The organism is Methylobacterium sp. 275MFSha3.1, assembly GCF_900108435.1.
Classification (GTDB): domain Bacteria; phylum Pseudomonadota; class Alphaproteobacteria; order Rhizobiales; family Beijerinckiaceae; genus Methylobacterium.
In genome coordinates this window covers 1-19,238 of sequence record NZ_FNWP01000049.1, presented here as the reverse complement: position 1 = coordinate 19,238, position 19,238 = coordinate 1, and the positions used below count along the sequence as shown (strand labels likewise).

Here is a 19,238-nt window from a genome sequence, read left to right as displayed (position 1 = left end):
CTTGGCGAACAGCCGCTGCCAGATCCCGCGCTGAGACCATCTGTTGTAGCGGTTGTAGACCGTCGTGTGCGGACCGTAAGCGGAGGGCGTGTCCTGCCAGCGGCAGCCGACCTTCAGCACATGCAGAATGCCGCTGATCACTCGCCTGTCGTCGACCCGGGGCTTGCCCGGTTGGCCGTGCGGCAGGTGCGGCTCGATCCGCCCCCAGGCTTCATCGGAGAGCCAGAACAACCGTGCCATCGCGAACCTCCTGCGCTGGAAACCCCAATCTCAGGACGAAAACACGAGCAACAGCAGTTGGTTGTATGAGTTCCCTACCTAGGGTTTGGACTCGATCAGCACCAGAAGGCGATGACGGCAGCCAAGGCGACGGCTGAGGCGTAGTTGCGGGCGAGCTTGTCGTACCGGGTGGCGATGCGGCGGAAGTCCTTGAGGCGGTTGAACGTCACCTCGATGCGCTAGCGCTCCCGGTAGCGCCGCTTGTCGTGGCGGATCCTTTATCAAGCGACATCCGGAACTGACCTCTTCGCGTCATGAGGATCTGACCCCCATGCTAATTTCTCACGCCTGGACGGGTGTGGGTTGGGGGACCGCAGCCGCCTTTTGCAGGAGGCCGCTGCGACGCTTCTCACGAAGCCGGTAGCTGTCGCCGCGGATGGTGACGACGTGGCTGTGGTGCAGCAGCCGATCGAGGATTGCGGTGGCCACCACCGCATCGCCGAACACACTTCCCCACTCGCCCACGGCCCGGTTTGAGGTCACCAGCATCGCGCCCCGCTCGTAGCGGCGGCTGACGAGCTGGAAGAACAGATGCGCGGCATCCGGCTCGAACGGCAGATAGCCGAGCTCGTCGATGATCAGCAGTTTCGGCTTGGCGTAGTGCGTCAGTCGCTCCTCCAACCGGCCCTCAGCATGCGCCTTGGCCAGCTGCGCCACGAGCGTCGTGGCTGGGGTGAACAGCACGCCATAGCCGGCCACGATCGCCGCGCGCCCGATCGCCACCGCCAAGTGCGTCTTGCCCACACCGGGCGGCCCGAGGAACAGCACCGCCTCGCCATTGGCGATGAAGCGGCCGGTGGCAAGTTCACGGATCTGCGCCTTGTCCAGCGAGGGTTGGGCGCCGAAGTCGAAGCCGGTCAGGTCCCGCACGAAGGGGAAGCGAGCCAGACCAAAGGCCATGTCGATGCGGCGCTGGTCACGCCGAGCGACCTCGCGCTCGCAGAACAGGGTCAGCGCCTCACGGATCGTCAGCTCGCCCCGGCCAGCCTCGTCGATCAGGCTATCGAGCTGATCGCGCATGGCCGTCAGCTTCAGGCGATCGAGCAGCAGGGTGAGGTGGTCATGGTCCATCAGAAGCCTCCCCCGGCGACCGCCTCGTACTCGGCCAGCGGCCGCAACAGCGCCGGCGGCATGATGGGCGACGGGTCGAGCCGGTGAGCCGGTCGCTCTCGGCTACCCACAAGCCCGGCCAGATGGGCATCGTCGACGACACGGCCGTGGCGCCCCTTCAACGCGGCGTGCACGGCGACCTCGCGTCCGCCGTGGTGGACGCGCACCACCGCTCCGCTCACGGTGACGCGAACCCGCTCGCCGATCAGCCGCCACGGCACCGAGTAGGCGTTGCCGTCGACGCTGACCGCGCAGTCTGCCCCGACCCGGCGCACGAGATCGCGCGCGGCGGAGAACGGCGGCACGCCCGCCAGGGGCTGCAGCGCCCGGGCCTCGTCCCGGGCGAACCGCGCGCCCGGCGCCTCACCGGTCGTGCCGTGCGCGCGCCGGTCGGCCACATCCCGCGTCCAGGCATCGAGATGCGCCTCCAGGGCGGCAAAGCTCGCGAAGCGGTGGCCGGCCACAGCGTTCCTCTTGACGTAGCCAACGCCGCGCTCGTCCTTGCCCTTCGTGCGCGCCCGGTACGGGGCGCAGGCCCGGACCCGGAAGCCCCAATGCCGGGAGAAGGCATGCAAACGCGGATGCAGGATGACCTCGCGGCTGACCGGGTCATGGTGCAGGACCAGGGCGCGGGCATTGTCGAGCAGCACCTCACGCGGCACGCCGCCGAACGCCTGGAAGGCGCTCTCCAATCCGGCGAACCAGTCCTCCTGCCGCTCGTGGCCGAAGGCGCGTACGTGCAGTCGACGCGAGTAACCGAGCGTCGCAACGAACAGCGAGACCCGGGTTGGCACACCGCCGATCTCGATCCGCCGCTCGCCGAAGTCGATCTGCATCTGCTCGCCTGGCCGCGTCTCGAACCGCACGCTCGCCCGCGCGGCGATCACCAGATCCCGCCGCAACGGCGCCACAGCCCGTTCCACGGTGCGCAGGCTGACGTGGATTTCCTTCTCGTTGGCGAGGGCCTGGCGCACGACGTCGGCGTTGCCGGCATGCTGCCGGAACCGTTCGGCCAACCAGTCCGTCAAGCCGTCGAGCCGCTTCGATCGTGAGGGCGTTTTAGAGGGACGCCAATCACCCTGACGGAGCCAGTGCTTGACCGTGTTCTTCGAACAGCCGAGCTCGGTCGCGATCCGCTTGGCACCCCAGCCCAGCGCCTTCAGCCGCACCATCGCCGATACGTCGTCCGGCGTCTTCATCTCGGCCCTCCGCGGATCGTCCGTCCGCTGAAGAGCCTGATCTTCGTTCCTGATCATCTCGACCTCCTCGCTCATCGAGGGGGTCAGATCCTCATGGCGTCAGGGGGGCAGTTTGCCATGTCGCCCGACATCCTTCTCTTGCGGCCGCGCTTGCCCGGGATGATCGGCATGATGCCGCTCTCGCGGAGGTCAGCGCGCAGCCAATCGGCGTCGTAGCCTTTGTCGGCGCTCAGGCGGCGGATCCGGCCCGGCGCTTCGGCCAGGACGGCCGGAGCGGCGGTGACATCGCTGGCGTTGCCGGGCGTCAGCAGGAGCACGCCGGGCCGGCCGAGGACGTCGGTGAGCGCATGGACCTTGGTTGTCTGGCCGCCGCGCGACGGGCCGATGGCCTGGGCCTGCGCCCCCCTTTCCCGCCGTGCGCCAAGCGATGTGCTCGCACGTAGGTGCTGTCGATGGCAGCCGCCTTGCCCAACCAGCCGGCCTTGGCCAGGGCGGCCAACATCGCCGTCCAGAAGCCACGCCGGGACCAGCGGTTGAAGCGGTTGTAGACGGTCGTGCGAGGCCCATACGCGGCGGGGCAGTCACGCCAGCGGCAGCCCGAGGTGAGCACGTGCAGGATGCCGGAGATGATCTGCCGGTCGTCCTTCCGCTCCGGTCCGGGCTGATCCTTGGGCATGAACGGGGCCATCACCGCCCACCGCTCGTCCGAGAGCCAGAACAGGTCCGCCATCGCCGCCTCCACGCTGCAAACGGCGGCCCTGAATCACAAAACCACAAACACTGCAACACCTTGGTTCGGTTCACACCCTAGGCATCCACGAACGGCTGCAGGTGCAGCCGGAGCTCGTCATGGCTGGCGTAATGGTAGCGCTTGACCGTGGCGTCCTTGATGGTTCGGTTCATCCGGTCGACTTGACCATTCGTCCACGGGCAGCGCGGCCTGGTCAGGCGATGCTCGATCTTCGTCTGCTCGCAGGCCCAATCAAACGCGTGCCAGCGGTAGATGCGGGGCCAATCCTGGGTCGCCCAGTAGGCGGCCGCCTTGGCTTCGGCCTCCTCGTCCATCGGATGATTGTCGGCGAACCGGATGCCATTATCCGTCAGCACCGTGTGGATCGTGTACGGTGCGGCGGCGACCAGATCGTGGAGAAAGGCTGCCGCGATCCGCTGTGTTGCCTTCTCATGCAGTTGAACGAAGGCAAACTTGCTCGTGCGGTCGATGGCCACGAACAGGTGTAGCTTGCCCTGTTCGGTGCTGACCTGCGCGATGTCGATGTGGAAGTAGCCGATTGGGTAGGCCTTGAAGCGCGAGCGCTTGAATTTGTCGCCGTCAACATCCGGTAGGCGGCTGATGCCGTGACGCTGCAGGCAGCGATGCGGCGACGAGCGGGTCAGATGCGGCAGGTTCGGCTGCAGCGCGTAGAGGCTGTCGTCGAGCGGCAGCAAGGTATGCCGCCGGAAGGCGACGATCACCGCCTCATCCTCTTTGAAATGAACTGGCGGAGAGGGGGATTCGAACCCACGACCGACACGATGGACGAACCCCTTTTGACCGCTGAGCTGTGCTTTTGCCCTCAAGCTGCAAGCTGCTTCCGCGACGTGCTTGCTGCGAGTAGGCTTGAGGCGAGCTCAGATTTATCTCACAATCTCAATCACATAGGTGTTCGCATTTATGTTCAAGCTGGCGCGCCAATCTTCTCAATGACTTAGCAAGGGTTAGTCCCGTTCCTGAGGTTGCTGGTGTCACCAAGGTGTCACCGCCGCGATCCTCAAGCGCGCCGCTTCCCTGCCTTCTGCTCGCTTTTGCCCTTCTCGCTTCTATGACGCTTCCAGGCCACGATCAGGTCGCGACCTCGAGGGCCGAACTGGCCCCGACCGGCACGCTCCGGGTCGGTCTCGTCGAGGCGCCGTCCGCCGGTCTGATTTTCGTCGCCCGCGCCGCCGATGGAGGACTCGACGGCGTGACGGCCGATCTGAGCACGGATCTCGCCCGGCAGGCCGACCTACCGCTGGCCGTCACGCTGTTCCCGAACTCGGGCGCTGCGGCCGACGCCCTGCAGGCCGCGGTGATCGATGTCAGCTTCATGCCGGTCGACGCGACCCGGCGGCAGGTGATCGATTTCGGGCCGGGCTACTACGACCTGGAGAGCACCTATCTGGTCAGCGCCGGGTCGGGCATCACCGACGTGGCGCAGGTGGACCGACCGGGTCTCCGGGTCGTGGCGATCGAGGGCACGACGACGTTCCGCGCCTCCGCCCGCACGCTGACCCGGACGCAGCCCCGCCCCGTCCCGTCCGTGGCCGAGGCGGTCGCGCGTATGCGCGCCGGGCAGGTGGACGCCTTCGCCCTCTCGCGTGACACGCTGCGGCCGGTGGTCCCGCAGGTCCCTGGCTCACGGATCGTCAGCGGCGGCTTCCAGCAGACGCAAGTCGCCGTCGCCGTCCCGAAGGGCCGACCTGCCGCCCTCGCCTGCGTCACCGCGTGGATGGATGAGGCGAAGCGCACGGGCGTCGTCCGGCGGATCTTCGATGCCCGCGGCTTCTACGACGACGCGGTCGCGCGCTAACGGATCAATCTACGTCAGAGCAATTCGCAGCGCTGAAGGACTCGCAGAAGAGGCGCTGAGGGCGATGTGCAGGTGACGGCCCGAGTCAGTGCCCTATCTCGGCCGGACATTAGCCAATCAAAAGGGCATATGTCTCACTTCCCAACAACCCGCTACGCCGACCGCACGAGCCATCAGGTCAGAACGGAGATCCGCGAGGCGACTTCGAGCGAGGTTTGGGAGGAGATCGAGGAAGAACGCCAAGCCTTGGACGAACGGACCGAGCGGTTACGGGCGCAACGCCTCGCGCAAGAAAGCGAGGAGGCATGACACACTCCTGCCAAGGCTGTGTTCGGTATCGCGCGGATCCAGTGGGGGGCGATGATACGTTTCCCGACTGCGCCCCAAGGCGCTGGTCCCGAAAACAAGGAAGACGATTCGCCGATGGCAAATGACGACACTCTCGCGAAGGCGCTTGCCAACGTGAGGCAGCAGCGCGCGACCCTTGAGGCTGATTTTGAACGGGTCGGCGCCGAGCTGACGAAGCTCCGCCTTGCCGAGCGGTCGCTCGCATCGATCGTGGAGGGCACGCCTATGGTCGAGCCTGCAGACGATTTGCCGACACGCCGTCGCGCTCCGGCTGGCGAGGATCGGCCTCGTGGTAGCCGTGGCCCCCGGGGACCGCGTGCCAACTCTGCGAAGGGGCGGCTAAAGGCGCTCCTTGAGGAGGCTGGCTCTGAAGGCTTGACGCACGCCGAGCTCAGCGAGCGCCTCACGGACGTGGCCGCCAACACCCTGAACACGTACCTCAGCGTGATGGCCAACAGCGGCGAGCTGGAGCGGCACGGAGACAAGTACCGGGCCGGTGCTCAGGCGGTGAGCGCAGCGGCCGAAGGCGCGGTTGAGGACGATCGGACTGAAGACGATCAGGAAGACAGCGAGAGGGGTGAGGCTGCCGAGTAGGCCCACAAGTCCTACGCTGCCCTGTCGACGAGTTGCGCCTGCAGGACAGCGAAGGCTATGCGAGCTCGGGGACCTGTAGCTCAATGGTTAGAGCCGACCGCTCATAACGGTCTGGTTGCAGGTTCGAGTCCTGCCGAGCCCACTATCTCGGAGCAGCCGGCGTCATCTTCATCCAGGAGAACGGCGAGGGACCTGGCGTCAGGCTTCGTAGGACCGATCCAGGCGAGCACCGGAGTCCAGCATGACGAGGCTTCCGATTGGATTGCGGCCTCGAAGGCTGAGCCGTGAGCAGGCCGCAAAATACTGCGGCTGCGATTCGGTTGCGGCATTCGACGATTGGCTCCGCCGGGGCATCGTGCCGAAGGCGACGCGCGGCACAACCCGCTGGGACTGCAAGGCGATTGATCGCGCGCTTGATCGCCACTCTGGATTGTTGTCCTATCCTGAATGATCGTTCGAGGAGTGGGCCGTGGCGCATGCGAGTTAGGCTTAGAGCCCGTCCGGTAAGGGTCTGAAGCGGGGTTGAGTGGCCGGGATGGCGATGCTTCCAGGAGGGTGCTGAAGCCTGACTTGGAAGCGCCATGTGGACCCCGACCACCCGGCGGCAGCATAGCCGCGTGAGCCTTCGCTAAGAAACCGACCTGACCGACGCCGAGTGGGCGGTGATCGCGCCACTGATGCCGAGGCCGGCGCCCTGTGGTCGGCCTCCGCTCTGGACGACACGGGAGGTCCAGAACGCCATCTTCTACGTTCTGAGAGGTGGGATCTCTTGGCGGATGATCCCCAAGGATCTACCGCCGCGTTCGACCACGTTCGGCTACTTCAGCCGCTGGCGCGACACCGGCCTGTTCGGCCGGATCAACCACCTGGTCATGCTTGATCGCGAGCGTGTCGGACGGTAGGCCTCGCCGTCCGCTGCAGTGCCCGACAGCCAGACCGTCAAAACGACGGAGAGCGGCGGGCCGTGCGGCTACGACGCTGGCAAGAAGGTCAAAGGCCGCAAGCGCCAAGCGCTGGTCGATACGGACGGGCGTGCGCTCGTCCTCGATCCGCAACCTGCCGACGTGCAGGACCGGGACGGAGCCGTTCCGGTGCTACGCCTGTCGCGCCGGACCTTCCCGTTCATCGCCAAGGCCTTCGCCGACGCCGGCTGTGCCGGCGACAAGCCAACGAGCGCGACGATCATCGCCGTCGAGATCGTGCGCAAGCCGCCGGATCAGGTTGGCTTTGCTGTTCATCCCCGTCGGTGGGTCCTTGAGAGGTTCTTCGCCTGGATCAGCCGCAACCGGCGCCTCTGGATGGATCCGGAAGCGACCCTCGCCTCCGCACGAGCCTTCCTCTACGCCGCAGCCGTCATGATCCTCGTCAGGTGCCTCGCCCGATCAGCCTGACTTCTCGGACGGACTCTAAGAGCGCCTAACAGAACGGGCACGGATCGGGCGGGCGGGCGTTGGTGGTGATGGCTCGCCCGCTTCTGCCCGATGATCTCTGGACCGAGATTGCGCCGCTTCTGCCGCCGCCCCGCCCACGTCCAAAAGGCGGCAGACGGCCGATCGAGAACCGAGCCGCGTTGACCGGCATTCTGTTCGTGCTGCGCTCAGGCGTTCCGTGGGAGATGCTGCCAGCGGAGATGGGCTGCGGCTGCGGGATGAGTTGCTGGCGCCGCTTACGGGACTGGCAGGCGGCCGGCGTGTGGGCGCGCCTGCATCAGGTGCTCTTGGAGCGCCTGCACGGGGCGGGTCAGATCGACTGGAGCCGAGCGAGCCTGGACAGCGCCTCTGTCCCGGCCAAAAAAGGGGCTCTGCCACCGGCCCGAACCCGACGGACCGGGGCAAGGCGGGCACGAAGCGCCACCTCGTCACCGACGCGCGCGGTACGCCGCTCGGCGTCTGCCTGAGTGGGGCCAACCGGCACGATAGCGTTATGATGGCACCGACCCTCGATGCCATCCCACCCGTGCGCAACGGTCGGCGGGGCCGGCCGCGACACCGCCCGGACAAACTGCACGCCGACAAAGCCTACGACGCCAGACCGCGCCGACATGAGTGTCGAGCGCGTGGGATTGTGCCGCGCATCGCACGCCGCGGCATCGAGAGCAGCGAGAGGCTGGGCCGGCACCGGTGGGTGGTGGAGCGCACGCACGCTTGGTTCAACCGCTTCCGTCGGCTGCCAGTGCGCTACGAGCGACGTGCAGACATCTACGAAGCCTTCACCAGCCTCGCTGCCAGCCTCATCACACTCAACCAGATCAAACGGTTCTGTTAGGCGCTCTAAGACAAAGACCGCCGGCGCGCTGCAGGATCCGCTAGAACAGGACACAACTGCGGAAGCCCTGATCTCGCCCTTGCCTGACGATGCCGAGGGCCGCGAGTTCGCGACGAAGCTGCTTGCCGCCCGGCAGGAGAACGCTCAGCGACAGTGCGAGGGGCAGCCTTGCGTATGGATGTCCATGTCCGTCGATCTGCGCGATATCCCTGCTCGATCAGAAAGGCCTGCGACTACAGAAGCCCATTCCCCGAAGGCTCCCTGAACGCACCGAGGCGTCGAAAGCTGTCGCTGGCATGGCAAGCTATTGGATTTATTTTCACCGATCAGGACGACCGCCATCACAGGCCGATAGCGCCGGGTCGCGCAAGGCGACCGTGAGCAACGGCGTGCTGTGCCTCCTCGGCCCTGAGCTGATCGCCGACGAGTGGGAGGCGCGGTTCGTCACGGAGCACTGAGGCGGCCATCAACTTCTTGCAGGAGCTGCGTTATACCCAGAGCTTCACAGCCATAGCGTGAAGTTCGAGGAGTGTGGCGCCGAAGGCATAGTTCGCCGCCGACGTAGTTGGCATGTTTTCCGAGTGATTGTAGCTCGGTAATGTAGAAAACATGACGTTGCGTACCCTAATTTCCATACTTGTCCTGCTCAGCGCAACTTCGGCTGGTCACGCTCAGAACGTCGTAGTTCCACCCGTCTCAACCGCTCCGCTGTTCACCGGTCCCTGTGGAACCGCCTTCCCAGGATACTTCGTGCCCAACCTCAGCTCTGATTGCTTTGGCAACGCATCCACGTCCAGCATTGTGGCACCGCCCACAACGGATCAGCAGATCGCGGCGACAAATCAGCAGCTCAGCGCGGTCACGGCGCAGGCCAACGCCAATTCAGCTGCACTGACCCTGATTGCGGCGCGTCTCGATCGTCTGTCGAACCGCTTCAACGAAGGGATCGCTCTAGCGGGCGCGATCAACGTTCTGCCACCAAATCCAGGCGACCGTTTTGCCATTTCCTTTGGTGGCGCTGGCTACGGCGGGGCAGGAGCTGGATCTATCTCTGTCTCAACTCGGATCAATGAGAATACAATTGCCTATCTTGGGTACGCGCGCGGGCCAACGCAGAATTTCGTGAAGGGCGGCGTCGGATTTTCCTTCCGATAGAACGACCACTGGCGCTGCCCGTCGACTCCCGGGCAGCTTACCAAAGCTGTCGCAGTTCGCAGGCTACAAGGCGGCGGGTCGTGGCGGGTATAGGCCACCCTCATCAACACGGCTGGAGTCATGCCGGCAGCCGGTCGACCCCCTCAATCTCTTCCTCTGAGGAGATCAGTTGCGATGGGTATCTCAGCCGCAGACCAACAATGATGAGAATGAGGATGTGGACCAAGAGGATAAGTCCCACGCCAACGATGCTGATATGTCCAACGAGGCGTCCGAAAAACCCGCCCGTCACGCTGTCTTCCCAGGAGGCAAACGTCATGCCGATGGCTGCTACCAGGAGAAGAGCTGGCACCTTGAACCACCAGGGCATCGGCTCGGCCTGCCGGCGTTCAATCGGTCGAGCCCCGGTGCGAGCCTGCGTGGCAGCCTGCTTTGCTAGCAGTCTCTCGATCTCGCCCTGAAACTCTCGCTGGGTCGAGCTGCTTTGATCTGCTCCAACATCCGCCGCCTCAACCTGCTCAGCTAGCCGCGACGGAGGGGCTTCACCCAGTTCAGCAACCAGTGGTCCGGGGATGGCAGCCTCCGCGGCGACCATCAGCCGTGCCTCATGTCGGCGCATGAACAGCCACAGCGCGACAGCCCCTAGCAGAACAAAAGCCAGCAGCCCGAGGCCGACCGGGCCCATGACGTTCTCGATCGAGCGGCCGCACAGGTAGGCGCCGAAGCCCATGATCGACGCCCAGGCCACCCCGCCGAGCGCGTTGAAGGCGAAGAAGCGACGAGCATCGAGCTTGTTCACGCCGGCGAGCACGGCCGCGTAGGCGCGCAGCATCGCGGTGAACCGACCAAAGAACACGATCTTCCCACCGTGCTGTCGAAACAGGTACTGGCCGAGCTTGAGCCGTCCGTGATCAAGGCCGATCAAGTGGCCCTTTCGCAGGAGCAGCGGCAGGCCCCAGCGGCGACCGACCCAGTAGCCGGCGTTGTCGCCCAGGATGGCGGCGGTGGCCGCGATTGCGACCACGACAGCGATGTTGATGTTGCCGGTGCTGCCGGCATAGGCCGCTGAGGTCAGCAGGACCGTCTCGCCTGGGAGGGGCAGCCCAGCGCTCTCCAGCGTGATGATGATGAAGATGGCGAAGTAGCCATAATGCGCGATCAGGTCGGCGATCGGCAGGTTGTGCAGAAAGGCCATCCGGCATCCTTCGGTTCGGTCAGCGCGAAGGGCTTAGCTTTCGGAACGTGGCGGGATCGAGACGCGGAACTGTGTCGGGTTCACATAAGGATCGGCATCGACACCCTGATGAGCGATGCCGCTAGAAGCACACATAGCCGGGCGTCGCACCGAGGGCGGCTCAGATGCCGGAAGGCCAGTGGCTAAACCTTCCGCTCCCTGTGGGCCCCTTGAAGGCGTTGATGCCGCAAAAGCTCTCGCCGGCATGGCTAGCTATCGTATCCGTCTGCCCCAGCCGCACCATGAGCGTCCCGGGTCGGGAGACGAGGTGATGGGACTGTCAGAGCCGCAACTGTCCAAGCTTAACCATTCATTTACCACGTTGCGAAATCCTGCAACCGGAAGTTGAGGATGACGAAGCGATGGTTGGTATTGCTCTAGGTTGTTGTGCGAGCTTGATCGTGGCCGCGATGCTGGCGATCGTGCTTCAAGCTGAGACCGTCTTTCCCGTGCTTGAGTGGGACGACGCTGAAAGGTCCTGAACGGCTGAACGGCAGAAACGACGTTCATAGAAGCTGGAAGGCCAAGAGCAGCCGAGCCTTAGGAACCCGCCTCCGCTGTGTGCCTTGAAGGCGTTGACGCGCTTACCTTCCCGCATCGTCACGCACCCACCGCTAGGGTCGACGGCTTCAACCCAAGGGTCTCGCTCCCTACGACTCGGAAGCGTGTCGAGGAAGCGATTGCAGGCGGCAGCGAGTGTGTTGCCAGAGTTGGTCGGCATGACGGTTAGCAACTCGCGCATCAATCCGGCCACGACCGCGTCGTGCCCGACCAAGGCGAAGCCACATTGAACCGGCCTATGCCTTAAGATAGAAACGACATTCTCGGCGATGGCGCGGGCTGCGTTCTCATCGTTGCTGCAAATCAACTGCACCTATAGGAACCCGCTCCCCGAATGCCCTTTGAAGGCGTTGGCGCGTCGAATGTACCCGACTACCGTCCGCAGATCCCGATGGCCTGACTGGTCCATGATCCTGCCAGATGTGAATGGCAGCACCCCGACCGCCTTCCTGGAGAACATCCGCACCGACGTGGATCGGCTGGCGGCACAGGTGATGGCGCCCCAGCAGGCTTCCCATATCCTTGTTGGCATGCTCAATCTCGCGTCCGCCATGATGGAGGAGCTTCGGACCATCCGGGAAGTGGCGGATCATGTCGGCAGCATCGCATACGCCCAGGCGTGGTGGCCGTGCTACCGAGAGCTTCCTGGCCGCGCCTCGTGTGCGTCGGCAGTTCTATGGCATTGCGGGCGATGATGCCACAGTTGCCGCTGTCCCGTATGCCGAGCGGGTCGAGCATGGACCCGAACTGGATGCGCTGCGCGAGCGCCTGATCCTACGCGCTGACCTGTCGATCGAGCCGACACGCTTCGGCGCCGTGCGGGCGTGGATGGATCGCTGCGACGGCATCCGTGTGGCTGGCTGGGCCCAGGACGCCGAGCACCCCGACGCTCCGGTGTGCCTCGACGTCGTCGTGGACGGCGTGGTTGTAGCGATGACGCTGGCCGAGGAGTACCGGGCCGACATCGCGGCCGCGGGTATCGGAGACGGTCGCCACGGCTTCGACGTCGACCTCGACGAGACCTTGTCGGCGGGCATCCCGCACACCGTCGAAGTGCGTCGCTCGGCCGACGGCCTGCGCGTCTGCGCCATGGAGGCGGATGCCGCAGGGTCCTGTACTGCTCTGCTGGCCGCCTGAGCCAGCCTGTGGCGCTCCTCGGGCATGTCGGCACCTTGACCCATCGGCAGATCGCCGGCTGGGGCTGGGAGACGGACGCGCCGGACATGCCGCTATGGGTGCTGATCGCGATCGACCGGAAGGTGATCGGTCGCTGCAGGGCCGACCAGTTCCGTGAAGATCTGGCGGTGGAGGGGATCGGGACCGGCTGGCACGGCTTCAGCCTCGATCTCCCGGCCGGCATTCTTCTGCCAAAGGAAGGCTACGAGATCAGCGTTCGTCGCGAGGGCGACGGCCAGCACCTGCCCGGGTCGCCCTACGTCCTGGAGCCTGCGATCCGGATCGTGCCGGATTTGTAGGCGGCCGGCACGAGCCTCATCGATCTGTTAGATTGCTCGGGGTTAGCGAGTCGCCTCACCAAGTTCTGATGTCGTCATGGCGAGCGGTCTCATCCAGTTCCGGCACACTTGCCATCCCGTCCGAGACGAACCGCGCCCATAGGATCGCCACCACCGTGGTCGTGAGCGGCACCGATAGGCCGATGATGACTTGCGCGATCATGCCCAGGCCACCGGCGCGCGGTAGAAAGTGATGCCGGTCTCACCGACGATTTCCACCACCCAGGTCCGCGTCGCGCTGCAGCTTGCGGTCGCTGTTTTGCGGCAAGCCTGAGCCAGTCGATCGGCGAACTGCATCGCTTCGACGAAGACACGCGTCTCCAAAACTGTAGGCGCACGCCAAACTGTATCATTTTGCGATTTAATTTGTATCGTAAACATCAGTATCAGTCTGGTAGGCCGTCAGAAAAGACAACGCGTTAGACGATACATATTTCAGGTCGCATCTGCAGTATCCTATCCGCAACACTCGGCCGCTGATTGGCTAGCTAATTTGAATGAGGCGGAGAGACGACAGGCCAGGGCGCTGAGATGAGTATCTGCGAGGCCTCTAGTCCGCGGCCAGCGACCGCAGGTCATCGCGCTTCGTCCGCAGCTCGGTGAGATGCCGTTCGTACATCTCGATGGTGGATTGCCCACGGCTTCTCAGCTCTGCCGACAAGTTAGGGTCGATCAGCGCCAGCCTCGCGACTCGTAGTGCCTCCTCCAGGATAGCGATGTCGCGCTCGGTTCGATCAAGCTCGGCCATCGTCGCTCCAACGTTGACTTAACCGTGTGGCCCGGCCGACATGCCATGTCCGGCTGGCGCGCGCCTTGCGCGAGTCGTCAGAACAACCAGAAGTACCGACTGCCGCAGTAGGACCCTGAAAAGCCAACAGCCCCGTCCCGGCAAGGACGAGGCTGTCGAAATCGAGATGGCCTGTGAGGCCGGTTCCATTCCTTGCAAGCCATGAAGCGCCCTCGGGCGTCAAGTCAGAACTCCGGTTCTGGCGCCGATACCGACTTATCTTGAACGGAGCACACAGCGTGCGCCGCCGAACGTCCCCCTGTGGCTCTGTGGATAAGGGCCAGGACACGTGTTTGCAGACGAAATCCGCCGCGCGATCAAGGCGGCCGACCGACTCACCCTGCCGAAGGTGACGGCGCTGCTCTGACGCGCCTACGGGGAGGGGCAGATCACGGAGGCCGAGGCGCTGTCAGAGCTGATTGAAGCCCGACAGGCACGGACCCCGAACTCAAGAGGAACTGACGTCCCAGAGCGGACAGCGCGTCCCAAACTTGGGGCGGACCAACCGCGAACGAACCGGATCGGCTCAGCACCTCGCGGATCGTCAGGTCGCCCCGGCCGGCCTCGTCGATCAGGCTATCGAGCTGATCGCGCATGGCCGTCAGCTTCAGGCGGTCGAGCAGCAGGGTGAGGTGGTCATGGTCCTCGGCCATCAGAAGCCTCCCCCGGCGACCGCCTCGTACTCGGCCAGCGGCCGCAACAGCGCCGGCGGCATGATGGGCGATGGGTCGAGTCGGTGAGCCGGTCGCTCTTAGCTACCCACAAGCCCGGACAGATGGGCATCGTCGACGACACGGCCGTGGCGCCCCTTCAACGCGGCGTGCACGGCGACCTCACATCCGCCGTGGTGGGCGCGCACCACCGCTCCGCTCACGGTGACGCGAACCCGCTCGTCGATCAGCCGCCACGGCACCGAGTAGGCGTTGCCGTCGACGCCGACCGCGTAGTCTGCCCCGACCCGGCGCACGAGATCGCGCGCGGCGGAGAAGGCGGCACGCCCGCCAGAGGCTGCAGCGCCCGGCTCTCATCCCGGGTAAACCGCGCGCCCGGCGCCTCACCGGTCGTGCCGTGCGCGCGCCGGTCAGCCACATCCCGCGTCCAGGCATCGAGATGCGCCTCCAGGGCGGCAAAGCCCGCGAAGCGGTGGCCGGCTAACCGAGCGCCGCGACGAACAGCGAGACCCGGGTTGGCACACCGCCGATCTCGATCCGCCGCTCGCCGAAGTCGATCTGCATCTGCTCGCCTGGCCGCGTCTCCGGCGTTGACAGCGAAAGAATACGGAACAAGCCTGAGGCGGGGACGTGCATCAACCGGCGGCCGCCGACGCGCGCGAGATCGCGGTGGAGCGGTGTGGATGGCGTTCAAGAATGCGAGGCGCTACCAGCACTTCCGCCGCCCAATCCTAGGCGGTCAGTGCGGGATGAAGGTCGGTGTCCAATCACAACCCGCGTGCACCTCGACCGCCGCTGCCGGTTCATCTGCGCAATCCGCGCCGCGCCTACGACGTCGACGGCCACGAGATCGCGCCGATGACGCTGCAGCAGGCCATAGACAAGGGCGTGACGGCGCTGCGGGTGACGTGCGACTGCGGGCACGTCAATGAACTGTCGATCTACGCCGGGCGCTGGCCGTCCACGAGTTTCGTGCCCGACGTGGGCATGACGCTTCGGTGCAGTGCTTGCTCGACATCTGACCTATGGACGGAGCCGGCTTGGCCCGTGCCCAAGTCTCATGCAGCGTTAGATCGTGCCGCCAGCGCCCAGACCGACGCCTTCGGATCGGACCCATCATCGTTTGGTCGCGGAACAACCAGTCGAACACTATCCAAGCCGGCTAAACGGCGGCCACCTGCCAGTCGTTGATCATCAGGGCGCCGGCATATTCGACCTGCAGGAAGCCGTGCTCTGGATGGACGCCGAAGAGCTGCTCCGCGGTTCAGCCGAGGCGGTGCGTCATGACGCCGTGCTCGTCGATGAAGGCCAGAGCGCTCGCCCCCATCGCTGCCCAACGGGTCGGGGCCAGATACCGGCATGGCGAGGCGTGCTCGGATAGGCGCTCGATCTGGTCGCGCCAGGAGGCGACTGCGGGAGGGATTTCGGACATGGCCGGCGGGGTACGGCCGAATGGTTGCCGTTCTGCTAACCCCGCTCGGCCCCGCCCCGAGCTGCTCACGAGGCGAGAGAAAGCTATTGATCTTGCCATCGCGTGAGCCGAGCCAATAAACCGACTCGGCTCAACAGCTTAATTGTCAGGACTGTGTTTTAAGATAGGCGATCACATCATCGATCTTCTTGTCATCCGTAAATCCTTGAAAAATCATCTTGTTGCCAGGCACCTTAGTCTTTGGGTTTTTCAGCCACTCGTGTAGGTTAGCCTCGTCCCAAATGATGCCAGAATTCTTGAGGGCGGCGGAGAAGTTGTAGCCCTCGTAGGTGCCCGCCTTGCGACCAACCACCCCCTTCAGATCGGGCCCTACGCCGTTCTTCTGAAAGTTGTGGCACGCCTTGCAAGGGGCAAACGCCTTTTCGCCAGCAGCCGCATCACCCTCAGCATGCGCTGCGACCGGCATCAAGAGAGCGACAACGACGCCAAAAACAAATGACCACACAGGACCACTCCCAGAAATTCGCTTCCTATGCCGAACGATTTCAAACGCTTGGCATATCGGAGGGTTGACGTTTAGGCGCTCGACCTAATCCGGGTCGCGGCTGAATCGTGAGCGGTCAGCAGCGTAAGGCGTACAGAAATGCTCCGCTCGGTTGAGCCAGCCGAACTCAAGGCATCGGATTTGGGGTGTACGGTCACGGCAGTTGCTAGGTCCAATTCGCCATCTCTCGCTTACGGGCAGTCAGCACGAAAAAACCGCCGCGGCCGGGGCCGCGGCGGTTCGAGGTAGTGCGTTCACAGGATGTAGACGGCGGAGGGGCGCGGTTTAATCCAGCCGCGCTCTGAAACGACGAAAGGCACCCCGGTCGACGCCAGGGCGCCCAGGCGTGTGGAGGTTTGGGCCGCAGGTGCCGTGCTCGTGCGGCCCCGCCCTGATCCGCTTAGGTGTTTGGTTGCGGATGGTCAGTCGGCGGAAGCGGGCGAGCCAAGCCAAGGTCCGCTCCACGATCCAGCGATGGCGGCCGAGGTGCTGGCTGCTCTCGATGCCCCGTCGCGCGATCCGTGGTGTGATGCTGCGGGCCCGGCACTCGCGCCGGCAGCGGCTGCCGTCCAGGCAGCGACGGTGATCGTAACCCTTGTCGGCGTGCAGCTTGTCCGGTCTGCGTCGCGGGCGGCCACGCCGGCCGGTGCGCACGCCCGGCACCGCGTCGAGGGTCGCCGCTAGCATACGGCTGTCGTTGCAGTTGGCCCCGGTCAGCGTCAGACCGAGCGGCGTGCCGTTGGCGTCCACGACAAGGTGGCGCTTCGTCCCCGGCTTGCCCCGGTCCGTCGGGTTCGGGCCTGTCGCAGAGCCCCCTTTTTCGCTGGCAGGCTCGCACTGTCGAGGGCCGCGCGCGACCAGTTGAGCGCATCGGCGTCCTGAAGTTGCTCCAGCATCGCGCGGTGCAGGGCAGCCCAAACACCGGCTGCCTGCCACGTGCCGAGCCGCCGCCAACTCGTTTTGCCGCTGCATCCCACCTCAGAACGCGGCAGGTGCTTCCACTGCATGCCCGTACGCAGAACCAGGATGATGCCAGCCAGCGCCGCCCGATCCGAGGCACGCGGCCGACCGCCTTTCGGCTTCTCAGGCTCAAACGGCAGAAGCGGCTCGATCACCGCCCACAGGTCGTCGGCTACGAGAGCGTCCATGCCCGCCCAACCCGCTACCTGCGGTTTTGTCCCGCGCTCTTATGGGCGGGAGGGCGCCACCGCGCCACACTGTCGCCAAGCGCCTACTCGACCGGTTCCGGATGCCACGTCGCTACCCCTTGGAAGTGTTGCGGCCTCAGAGGGCAGCCGTCGTGTCCACGGCGGTGTGCTAATGCCAAACGTCGGAGCGATCCGTAGGTGCCCAGGATCATCACACGCCCATGGCAGGCGGGGCATCGCTTGAGGTCGTCGCGGTGCCGGAGCTGCGCCTCGTCGATGCTGACGGCACGCCAAACACCGTCCACCTTCACTTCGCAGGTCTGATCTGGGGGCGCCGACATGCGCAATCATGGCCCCTCGTCTATCTAATCGCCAGGGCAGCTCGGCCACACTCGTGGTGTCCGCTACTGCGCTTGAACTGCTCACGGGGCGGGGGAGCAGTTGCCCGATCAAAATCGGCGTATGTAATCCCCGAGTTGAAGGCTCATCCCCGCTTGGAAGCCGATGTGCCATGCCCGGACTTCAGCAGGTAGCATACCGGCTCTCAGATGCTCCTGCGCCACGATGATCCCGACCTCCTCGACTCGGCGCACGAGGCCTTGAATGCTGCCAGTCTCCGGGCTTAGCGTCTTGATCATCTCGGTCGCCGCAAGCCGCCCGGCCTTTTCACCCCGAGCGGCAGGAGAAGGCCGGTTGCTCTGCGGCATGGGGCTCGATTGTCTCAACTGTTGGAGCCGATATGCAATTTGTCTCCAGCGAAGTATGGCCGATGGCGATTGCGGAATCGTGTGCGACTGGGAGCAAGCAAGCCTTAAGCTTACCGGCCTATATGTCGGTTATCGCGTTGCGTTCCGATGTTGGTCATGAATCTCGCACTATCCGCCACCCTAATCGCCGAGGCAATGTGACTCGGGATGCTCTCTGCGCTCGTGCCGCTTCAGCGTCCGCGGGAAGAGATCGAGTTGGCAAACCTAGAGGCTGTTACGAACTGCAGCGTAGTCGGCGGCCCTTCGGAGGAGCAGGACGCTGAAGGCGACGAGGTGCAATCCGGCCAAAGTGGCTGGCAGGCGCTCGTAGTCGCGAGCCAATCGGCGGAAGCGGGCCATCCAAGCGAAGGCACGCTCGACAACCCATCTGCGTGGCAGCAGCACGAAACCGCGCTTGGCCTCGGGTAGCTTCACGACCTCCAGAGCGATGCCGTGATCGGCTGCTGCCTTCGCCGCACGCTCGCCGGTGTAGCCTTGATCGACATAGGCGAGGTTCACGCTGTCGCCGGTCGCCTCCTGCACGGCATCAGCCAACCTCGCCACGGCGGCGCGGTCGTCGGCATTGGCGGGCGTGACGTGCAGGGCCAGGACCTGACCGAGCGTATCGACGGCCGCGTGCAGTTTCGAACCCCGGGTGCGCTTATGTCCGTCCCAAGCGGCGCGGGCACCACTCTCGGGCGTCGAGCGCAGCGTCCGGCTATCGAGCACCACGGCCGAAGGCTCTTCGGCACGACCCGACGCCATGCGCAGCACGGCGCGCAGGTCATGGACCAGGTTCTCGAAGCAGCCCGCCCTCAGCCAACGTTGGGCTTGATCGTACACGGCGTGCCAGGGCGGCAGATCGTGGGGCATTGCACGCCAAGCCACGCCGTATCGCACCACGTAGCGCAGCCCGTTGAACACCTCCCGCAGGCTATGCTCGCGCTGGGAGGCCGTCTCAGGCAGTAAGGTCAGGTAAGGGGCGACCAGCGCCCATTCTTCATCGCTGACATCGGACGGATAGGCATGGCGGGACTGCATTCCACCAAAACTGGCGCAGCCGCAGGTCCGTAACAGCCTCTAG

20 protein-coding genes, 1 tRNA gene and 6 pseudogenes are annotated in these 19,238 nt (G+C 65.0%); 11 read left to right on the top strand and 16 right to left on the bottom strand.

The features are described 5' to 3' along the window. The 6 genes and pseudogenes from BLW78_RS29695 to BLW78_RS29670 all read right to left on the bottom strand — a co-directional run. Positions 1 to 240 (bottom strand): transposase (locus tag BLW78_RS29695; RefSeq protein ID WP_139307691.1); only part of this gene is annotated, 240 nt, incomplete at its 3' end. 95 nt (positions 241 to 335) lie between these two features. After that, a pseudogene (locus BLW78_RS29690) lies at positions 336 to 494 on the bottom strand (transposase); the annotation flags it as partial. Between the two features lie 67 nt (positions 495 to 561). Continuing rightward, positions 562 to 1,350, bottom strand: coding sequence for an IS21-like element helper ATPase IstB (istB, locus tag BLW78_RS29685; protein ID WP_170855286.1), 789 nt, complete (start codon positions 1,348 to 1,350; stop codon positions 562 to 564). Beyond that, the gene (istA, locus tag BLW78_RS29680) at positions 1,350 to 2,588 is read right to left on the bottom strand and encodes an IS21 family transposase (RefSeq protein ID WP_091683820.1); all 1,239 of its coding nucleotides are present in this window, start codon (positions 2,586 to 2,588) and stop codon (positions 1,350 to 1,352) included. Before istA ends, istB begins: the two co-directional genes overlap by 1 nt. 128 nt (positions 2,589 to 2,716) lie before the next feature. After that, positions 2,717 to 3,318 (bottom strand): annotated as a pseudogene (locus BLW78_RS29675) (IS5 family transposase); the annotation flags it as partial. Positions 3,319 to 3,398: 80 nt separating this feature from the next. Next, positions 3,399 to 4,073: pseudogene (locus BLW78_RS29670) on the bottom strand (DDE-type integrase/transposase/recombinase); the annotation flags it as partial. 335 nt (positions 4,074 to 4,408) lie between these two features. On the opposite strand from BLW78_RS29670, the gene BLW78_RS29665 reads away from it, so the two are divergent. From BLW78_RS29665 to BLW78_RS29625, 7 genes and pseudogenes are all read left to right on the top strand, one after another. Continuing rightward, positions 4,409 to 5,155: a transporter substrate-binding domain-containing protein gene (locus BLW78_RS29665; RefSeq protein WP_091683814.1), complete on the top strand. Its 747-nt coding sequence runs from the start codon at positions 4,409 to 4,411 to the stop codon at positions 5,153 to 5,155. Between the two features lie 423 nt (positions 5,156 to 5,578). Next, a complete protein-coding gene (locus tag BLW78_RS29655; protein WP_091683810.1) occupies positions 5,579 to 6,097 on the top strand; it encodes a hypothetical protein in 519 nt (172 codons plus the stop codon). A 68-nt stretch (positions 6,098 to 6,165) separates the two neighbouring features. Continuing rightward, positions 6,166 to 6,239, top strand: a tRNA-Met gene (locus BLW78_RS29650). Positions 6,240 to 6,338: 99 nt separating this feature from the next. Further along, entirely contained in the window at positions 6,339 to 6,548 is a 210-nt protein-coding gene (locus BLW78_RS29640) for a hypothetical protein (protein ID WP_091683808.1), read from the top strand. A gap of 190 nt (positions 6,549 to 6,738) precedes the next feature. Beyond that, positions 6,739 to 7,488: pseudogene (locus tag BLW78_RS29635) on the top strand (IS5 family transposase). Between the two features lie 68 nt (positions 7,489 to 7,556). Further along, a protein-coding gene (locus BLW78_RS29630) for an IS5 family transposase (RefSeq protein WP_091683818.1) occupies positions 7,557 to 8,362 on the top strand; the annotation gives its coding sequence in 2 pieces (ribosomal slippage) (positions 7,557 to 7,887 and positions 7,887 to 8,362; 807 coding nt in all). A 750-nt stretch (positions 8,363 to 9,112) separates the two neighbouring features. Next, positions 9,113 to 9,517 (top strand): YadA-like family protein, encoded by a 405-nt coding sequence (locus tag BLW78_RS29625; RefSeq protein WP_170855285.1) that lies wholly within the window; start codon positions 9,113 to 9,115, stop codon positions 9,515 to 9,517. 559 nt (positions 9,518 to 10,076) lie between these two features. On the opposite strand, the pseudogene BLW78_RS31940 reads toward BLW78_RS29625, so the two are convergent. Further along, positions 10,077 to 10,712 (bottom strand): annotated as a pseudogene (locus tag BLW78_RS31940) (DedA family protein); the annotation flags it as partial. A gap of 1,007 nt (positions 10,713 to 11,719) precedes the next feature. Here BLW78_RS31940 and BLW78_RS31575 point away from each other — a divergent pair. Genes BLW78_RS31575 through BLW78_RS29605 form a run of 3 tightly spaced genes read left to right on the top strand, consistent with a single transcriptional unit; the run spans position 11,720 to position 12,787 of the window. Further along, positions 11,720 to 12,007, top strand: a complete 288-nt coding sequence (locus BLW78_RS31575; RefSeq protein ID WP_170855284.1) for a hypothetical protein — start codon at positions 11,720 to 11,722, stop codon at positions 12,005 to 12,007. Further along, the gene (locus BLW78_RS29610) at positions 11,973 to 12,449 is read left to right on the top strand and encodes a hypothetical protein (protein WP_091683802.1); all 477 of its coding nucleotides are present in this window, start codon (positions 11,973 to 11,975) and stop codon (positions 12,447 to 12,449) included. The genes BLW78_RS31575 and BLW78_RS29610 overlap by 35 nt, the downstream gene beginning before the upstream one ends. An 8-nt stretch (positions 12,450 to 12,457) precedes the next feature. Further along, on the top strand, positions 12,458 to 12,787 hold the full coding sequence (locus BLW78_RS29605) for a hypothetical protein (RefSeq protein ID WP_091683800.1): 330 nt from the start codon (positions 12,458 to 12,460) through the stop codon (positions 12,785 to 12,787). 55 nt (positions 12,788 to 12,842) lie between these two features. Here the strand turns inward: BLW78_RS29605 and BLW78_RS31570 are convergent, their stop codons facing one another. The 5 genes from BLW78_RS31570 to BLW78_RS31560 all read right to left on the bottom strand — a co-directional run bounded on the left by BLW78_RS31570 (position 12,843) and on the right by BLW78_RS31560 (position 14,920). Then, positions 12,843 to 12,989: a hypothetical protein gene (locus BLW78_RS31570; RefSeq protein ID WP_170855283.1), complete on the bottom strand. Its 147-nt coding sequence runs from the start codon at positions 12,987 to 12,989 to the stop codon at positions 12,843 to 12,845. After that, positions 12,986 to 13,123, bottom strand: a complete 138-nt coding sequence (locus BLW78_RS31565; protein ID WP_170855282.1) for a hypothetical protein — start codon at positions 13,121 to 13,123, stop codon at positions 12,986 to 12,988. The genes BLW78_RS31570 and BLW78_RS31565 overlap by 4 nt, the downstream gene beginning before the upstream one ends. Before the next feature lie 253 nt (positions 13,124 to 13,376). Beyond that, a complete protein-coding gene (locus BLW78_RS29600; protein ID WP_091683798.1) occupies positions 13,377 to 13,574 on the bottom strand; it encodes a hypothetical protein in 198 nt (65 codons plus the stop codon). Between the two features lie 428 nt (positions 13,575 to 14,002). After that, on the bottom strand, positions 14,003 to 14,266 hold the full coding sequence (locus BLW78_RS32120) for a hypothetical protein (RefSeq protein ID WP_210186907.1): 264 nt from the start codon (positions 14,264 to 14,266) through the stop codon (positions 14,003 to 14,005). A 498-nt stretch (positions 14,267 to 14,764) separates the two neighbouring features. Next, positions 14,765 to 14,920, bottom strand: coding sequence for a hypothetical protein (locus tag BLW78_RS31560; RefSeq protein WP_170855281.1), 156 nt, complete (start codon positions 14,918 to 14,920; stop codon positions 14,765 to 14,767). 123 nt (positions 14,921 to 15,043) lie between these two features. On the opposite strand from BLW78_RS31560, the gene BLW78_RS31180 reads away from it, so the two are divergent. Then, a complete protein-coding gene (locus BLW78_RS31180; protein ID WP_139307786.1) occupies positions 15,044 to 15,475 on the top strand; it encodes a hypothetical protein in 432 nt (143 codons plus the stop codon). A 386-nt stretch (positions 15,476 to 15,861) separates the two neighbouring features. On the opposite strand, the gene BLW78_RS29580 is transcribed toward BLW78_RS31180, so the two are convergent. The 4 genes and pseudogenes from BLW78_RS29580 to BLW78_RS29560 form a co-directional block, all read right to left on the bottom strand. Then, complete coding sequence (locus tag BLW78_RS29580; protein WP_091683795.1) at positions 15,862 to 16,221, bottom strand: c-type cytochrome; 360 nt, start codon at positions 16,219 to 16,221, stop codon at positions 15,862 to 15,864. A gap of 453 nt (positions 16,222 to 16,674) precedes the next feature. Further along, positions 16,675 to 17,408, bottom strand: a pseudogene (locus tag BLW78_RS29575) (IS5 family transposase); the annotation flags it as partial. A 449-nt stretch (positions 17,409 to 17,857) separates the two neighbouring features. Further along, positions 17,858 to 18,115: a hypothetical protein gene (locus BLW78_RS29565; RefSeq protein ID WP_139307785.1), complete on the bottom strand. Its 258-nt coding sequence runs from the start codon at positions 18,113 to 18,115 to the stop codon at positions 17,858 to 17,860. Positions 18,116 to 18,379: 264 nt separating this feature from the next. After that, a complete protein-coding gene (locus BLW78_RS29560; protein ID WP_091682355.1) occupies positions 18,380 to 19,195 on the bottom strand; it encodes an IS5 family transposase in 816 nt (271 codons plus the stop codon). Positions 19,196 to 19,238 lie beyond the last annotated feature (43 nt).